Source organism: Protofrankia sp. CiP1_Cm_nod1 (assembly GCF_920888515.1).
GTDB lineage: Bacteria > Actinomycetota > Actinomycetes > Frankiales > Frankiaceae > Protofrankia.
Genome location: NZ_CAKKTM010000330.1, coordinates 1 through 6,316 on the forward strand (window position 1 = coordinate 1; position 6,316 = coordinate 6,316).

General features: G+C 71.9%; 4 protein-coding genes and 1 pseudogene. All 5 read left to right on the forward strand.

Annotated features, from left to right (window positions below; all coding sequences use genetic code 11):
* Positions 1-1,166: NHL repeat-containing protein (locus NBX02_RS14895; RefSeq protein WP_250291816.1), on the forward strand; the 1,166-nt coding region annotated here is incomplete at its 5' end.
* Positions 1,167-1,464: 298 nt separating this feature from the next.
* Complete coding sequence (locus NBX02_RS14900) at positions 1,465-2,580, forward strand: cellulase family glycosylhydrolase (protein ID WP_250291819.1); 1,116 nt, start codon at positions 1,465-1,467, stop codon at positions 2,578-2,580.
* A gap of 409 nt (positions 2,581-2,989) precedes the next feature.
* Entirely contained in the window at positions 2,990-4,471 is a 1,482-nt protein-coding gene (locus NBX02_RS14905; RefSeq protein WP_250286740.1) for a glycosyltransferase family 2 protein, read from the forward strand.
* A gap of 5 nt (positions 4,472-4,476) precedes the next feature.
* A complete protein-coding gene (locus NBX02_RS14910; RefSeq protein ID WP_250286742.1) occupies positions 4,477-5,625 on the forward strand; it encodes a glycoside hydrolase family 113 in 1,149 nt (382 codons plus the stop codon).
* 29 nt (positions 5,626-5,654) lie between these two features.
* Positions 5,655-6,316 (forward strand): annotated as a pseudogene (locus tag NBX02_RS14915) (hypothetical protein); the annotation flags it as partial.

The following is a 6,316-nucleotide window of genomic DNA, read 5'->3' on the forward strand; positions in this document are numbered from 1 at the left end:
AGCCCGTGCCGGCCGCCCCGCCGCCGGCGGTGGACGGCACCCGCCGCCGGCGGCGTCGCCGGATCGCCGCCGCCGTCGTCGTGGCCGTGGCCGTCCCGGTGGCCGCCATCGTGGTCACCGTTCTGCTGATCAGCCGGCCGCCGCGACCAGACGTGATCATAACGGTGGCCGGCACCGGCGCCACGGGCTTCTCCGGCGACAACGGGCCGGCCACCGCGGCCGACCTGAGCAGGCCGGACGACCCGCTGGTGGACAGCACCGGTGCCGTCTACTTCACCGACACCGGCAACAACCGTATCCGCCGCATCGGCACCGACGGCGTCATCACCACCATCGCCGGCACCGGCACGTACGGCTACTCCGGCGACAACGGGCCCGCCGCCCAGGCCTACTTCGCCACGCCCACGGACGTGGCCCGGGACCGGGCCGGCAACCTCTACATCGCCGACACCGACAACAACCGTATCCGCCGCATCAACGTCGTCGGAACCGTCACCACCGTCGCCGGCACCGGCGTCGCGGGCTTCTCCGGCGACAACGGGCCGGCCAGCGCGGCCCAGCTGGCGAAACCGACCAGCGTGCTGGTGGACGCCGACGGCAACCTCTACATCGCCGACAGCGGCAACAACCGCATCCGCCGCATCGGCACCAACGACGTCATCACCACCGTCGCCGGCACCGGCGCACCCGGCTACTCCGGCGACGGCGGGCCGGCCACCGCGGCCCGGCTGGCCGGGCCCGGCGGCCTGGCGGCGGACACCGCCGGCAACCTCTACATCGCTGACAACGCCAACAACCGCGTCCGCCGCGTCAGCTCCGACGGCGTCATCACCACCATCGCCGGCACCGGCGTCGCGGGCTTCTCCGGCGACAACGGGCCGGCCACCGCGGCCCACCTGGCGAACCCGGGCAGTGTCGCGGTTGCCGGCGACGGGCGCCTCTACATCGCCGACACCGACAACAACCGGGTGCGCCGCATCGGCACCGACGGTGTCATCACCACCGTCGCCGGTATCGGCGCACCCGGCTACTCCGGCGACAACGGGCCGGCCACCGCGGCCCGCCTGTGCGATCCCAACGGCCTGGGGCTGGACGTGACCGAACGTTTCCTCTACATCACCGACAACTGCAACGACCGAATCCGCCGGGTGACGGCGACCGGTTAGAACCCCGGCTGGCCAGCACGGCTGCCATCCGTGAACACCCATCCGGAACCCGCGTCGGGCGTGTGTGTACGCCGCGTGTTTTCCGGTCCGGCGGGCGGCGGCGACGCGCGTGCCGCGATCTTTTTCCGACAGCCGACGGCTGTTATGCAGAGCGTCATTCATCTAGCCCGTCACTTGTACGGGCCGTCGCCTACGTGGCACATCACCCGTGCAGCTACGCACGGCTATGTGACCGGCGTCTCAGTATCCCGTACTCGGGGACGCTTCGCCGTGGGCGGCAGCCGTATTCTCCCGGAGCGTGTCCTCCTTCACCGAATCCGGTCCCGCCGGTCGTCGGACCACTGATTTCGTCCAGGTGCACGACGGCGCGTTCCGGCTCGCCGGCAGACGCTTCCGCTTCTGCGGCACCAACAACTACTACCTGCACTACAAAAGCCAACGGATGGCTGACAGCGTCCTGGCCGACGCCGCCGCGCTCGGCCTGCGGGTGGTCCGTTGCTGGGGCTTCCTCGACGGAACTCCGGCGGACGGCGTGGTACTGCAACCGGAGCCGTTCCGCTACGACGAGGACGGTTTCGAGCCGCTGGACCACGCGGTCTTCCGGGCCGGGCAGCTCGGGCTGCGGCTGGTGATCGCCCTGACGAACAACTGGCGCGACTTCGGGGGAATTCCCCAGTACGCCACGTGGTTCTCCGCCGGACACGACGACTTCTTCCGCCACCGCGCCATGAAGGAGTGCTACCGGGCCTGGGTGGCGCACGTGACCGGCCGGCGGAACCGGTACACGGGCGTCCCGTACAACCACGAACCGGCGGTGATGGCCTGGGAGCTGGCCAATGAGCCCCGCTGCCCGTCCGACCCGTCCGGGGACACCCTGACCGCCTGGGCCGACGAAATGAGCCGGTATGTCCGTAAACTGGCGCCCCGCCAGCTGGTCGCGGTCGGCGACGAAGGCTTCCACGGCCGTGCCGGCACGGCCGACTACCCGTCCTCCAACCAGGAGGGAGTGGTCTGGCACCGGCTCCTCGAGCTGCCCGCGATCGATTACGGGACATTTCATCTGCACCCCCAGCAATGGGGCGAAAAATCGCCGGGCTGGGGTGTCCGCTGGATTCACGACCACTTCCGGGAGGCCGCCGCGGCGGGCGTACCGGCGGTGCTGGAGGAATTCTCCTGGCGGGACGGCGGAACCGCCCGCGACACGGTCTACGCGGCCTGGACGGCCGCGGTCGAGGAAGCTGACGGTGACGGTGACCAGTTCTGGCTTCTCACCGGACGCGATGACGACGGCTCCCACTACCCCGACTACGACGGCCGCCGCGTGATCCACCCGTCGGCCACCGCCGCGCTTCTCGCCGGGCATGCCGAGCGAATGTCCCGTCCCGGCCGGGAGCTCCCGTCCCGGCCGGCGTAGCGTTCACCGCTCCGGGGCGGAACCCGGCCGGGCCGGGAATCCGGCCTCACGGCGGGACCGGTCACAGCCCGCTTGCAGGCCCCAGCCGCCTACGACGGCCGCCGTGCCGGCCCATGACGGCCCGCACCGGCCCAACGGCGCACCGGCCCATAGCGGTCGCACCGGCCTGGCGCAGGCCTGCGCCAGGCCGCGTCGGCCCAGGCCCGGGCGGGTCGCGCCGGCGCCTGGCCGGGCACCAGCGCCGACAACGGAATCACCACGAGGCACCACCGCCTACCCGCGCTGATACACACCGCGGGACCGCCGGTAAGCTACGGCGGCCGTCGTATCGCCGACGGTATACACCCGCTCCGGTCCGGCTGGCGTATTGTTTCGAGGACCGTGATCAGACTCCTGTGGGGGGAGCCGCGTGACCACGTCCGAACATCTCATACGTCGGGAATCCCTGGAGTGGGCCAACTCCGTCGCGCACGACACGATGCCGTTGACCGAATCCCGGGAACGGTCGGTATGGCGGCCCGGTTTCAGTTCGTTTCTGATCGGCTTCACGGTGTTCGGTGTCTTCGGATGGTGGGCCTGGGCCCGCGACCCCGATTTCGGCTTCATGGGCTGGATAGCGGCCGTGGTCTGGACGTTACCCATCGTAAACACCACCATCGGTATGTACGGAAGCGTGCGCACGGCCGTCCGGCTGCGCCGCGAGCGCAAACTACCGGTCACCGCGGCAATCGTGCGCGACCCACTGATCGTGGTCGTCCCGACGGTGGGGCGTCACGACACCTACCCCGCCCTCGAGCGGGTCGTCCGCTCCTTCTGCCGGTACCTGCCGGACTACTTCCCCCACCTGCGGGTGGACGTGGTCGTCGAGGAGGGCTGCGCCGCCCACGACCGGATCGCCGCGCTGGCGGCGACGGACCGCCTGATCCGCGTGGTGACCGTGCCCCGCGGCTACCGCACCCCGAACGGCACCCGGTTCAAGGCCCGCGCGAACCACTACGCCCACGAGCTGCGTTGCGCCGAGGGCGAGGCCAGGGAGGACGTGTGGGTGCTGCACATGGACGACGACACCGGCGTCAGCTCCGACACCGCCGAGGCCATGGCCCGTTTCCTCAACGCCCAGTGGCTGGCCGGGCAGAACGCCCGCCACCTCGCCCAGGGGGTGCTGAGCTACCCGCGGGAACACGCGGTGAACAGGCTGACCTGGCTGGCCGACGCGGTCCGCCCGAGCTGCGACATCAGCCTGTTCGCGGCCACCACCGGCCGCGGCGTGCCCCGCGCCGGGCTGCACGGGGAGCTGCTGCTGGTCCGGGCGTCGGTGGAGGCGGCCACCGGCTGGGACTTCGGGCCGCAGGCCATCGTCGAGGACGCCCAGTTCGCGCTGGTCTTCTGCGGCCGTCACCCCGGCGGCAGCGACTGGTTCCCCGGCCGCTCCTACGGCGCCTCCCCGGCCACCGTGGCCGACTTCATCCGGCAGCGGGAGCGCTGGTCCTGGGGGCTGTTCCGGCTGGCGTTCGACCGCGGCATCCCACTGCGCCACCGGCTGCTGCTGATGCACAACGTGCTGGTCTGGGCGTGCGGGCCGATCCAGCACCTGGGGCTGATCCTCCTGGTCGGCTCGTTGCTCGGGGACACCGACACCACCCCGGCCAGCGTCCTGCTGCTGCCCGTCTGGGCGGCCAACATGGCCTACAGCATCTGGCTCTACTGGGAAGGCCTGAAGATCAACGTATCGGCCTCGGCGGACTCGCGGCGCCGCTGGTGGGAGCCGCCCTGCCTGCTGCTGCTGATCCCGTTCTTCTCCCTGCTGGAGGCAATCGCGGTGTTCCGGGGGCTGGTCCGCTTCCTGCGGGGCGGCGAGTCCACCTTCAACGTGATCGCGAAACCGATGTGATCAGAATGGGCACGGCCGGCGCGACGCTGGCCGCCGTATTTGTCATGCTCACCGCGAGCACGGGCTGCGCCGCCTCGCCCCAGGACCGCACCCCCGCCTTCCACCCGGCCGCGCCACCGCCGGCCATCGCGACAGCCGGCCCGCGGGCGGATGCGGGGGCCGGCCTCGCGGTCGCCTACCCCTGGCAGCCCGGCCGGCCCGAGCTCGGCGTCCAGGTCTACTGGGACGACAATCCCGACGAGCCGGTCGAAACGGCCCGTGCCAAGGCCCGCCAGGTTGTCGACTACGTCGTCGGCCTGGAGGCCAACGCCCTGTGCGTCTCCTTCCCCTTCTTCACCGACACGGCCCGCTCCAACGCCGTCCACGGCGGCCGGACCACCCCCACGCCGGAGCGCCTCGGCATCCTCGTGGACGAGGCCAGACGCTCCGGCCTGCGCGTCACCCTGCGCCCGACGCTCGACGAGCGCACCCTGACCGCCGCCAACCCGTTGGACTGGCGCGGCACGATCAGGCCGGGTGACCGGGACGCCTGGTTCTCCTCCTACCGCCGCTTCCTCACGCCCTACCTGGTCCTTGCCGCGCGCACCGGCGTAGCCACCGTGGTGATCGGCACAGAGCTCAGCTCGCTGGAAGGCGACCCGCGCTGGACGGAGCTGGCCGGGTACGCCCGGACCCTGTTCCACGGCGAGACCGGGTACGCGTTCAACTGGGACACGTTCGTGCACACCACGGTGCGGCTGCCGGTGGACCGGACAGGGGTGGACGCCTACCCGGAGCTACAGCTGCCCGATGACGCCTCCGTGGCGGAGCTGGCCGCGGGCTGGCACTCCTGGCTGGACCGCCGGGCCCGCGGCCGGATGCCCAACCTGCTGCTGTACGAGGTGGGCGCTCCGGCGCAGGACGGCATCTACCGGCATCCGGCCAACCCGAACAACGGCGGCCCGGTCAACGAGCTCGTCCAGCAACGCTGGTTCGCCGCCGCCTGCCAGATGGCGCGGGAACGCTCCCTGGCCGGCCTGTACTGGTGGCGGGTGGACTTCCACGTCAATCCGGGCACCGTCGACCCGCTGCGGGACCGGCACGAGTCGTTCGCCGGCAGGGCCGCCGAACAGACGATCCGGGACTGCTTCTCGGGCTGGAGGGCGGTACGCTGAGCTCTTCCCCGTCACGTGCGGTCATCGGTGTGTCCGGTGTCGCGGTACTCGCGGTGATGTTGCAGAGTACCGGAGGATTCCGCGCGGAGCTGCTCGGGCCGGATCTTCTCCTCGCCGCCAGCGGCTACCTGACCACCCGCGTCCTGCTGGCCGCCTGCTCCCGGGCCACCGGAACGCGCGAACGGCACGGCCACGAACACGGCCACGAACACGGCCGCAGCCACGACCACGGTCACGGCCGTGCCGGCCCCGGCCTGGCCGGCGTCTACCGTGGCCATGTCAGGGAGCACGTCAAGCAGCGGCTCCCGCTGCTGCTGTTCACCCTCGTCGCCACCGTCGGGCTCGCCGTGCTGCTCAGCCCGCCCGGCCAGGCCCGGCAGCTCGGCCCACAGGCGGTCGCCGGCCTGGCGCACGTGGGGAACTGGTTCGACCTGGTGTCACGGAACTGGCTGGCCGGCGCCGGCGGCGACTGGTACGCCGACCGGCCCGCCCAGCTCGACCCGCTGGGCCTGCTGTGGCTGCTCGGCCTGGTCGAGCAGTTCGCCATCGCCGGTCCGCTGCTGCTGGTCGGCATCTGGTGGGCCTCCCGGCTGCTCGGCCGGCCGGGGCACACGGGCCGGACGGCCCGGACGGCGGGGCTGGCCGCGGCCGGCACCGTGCTGCTCGCCGCCGGCGCCTGCCTGGTCGGCCC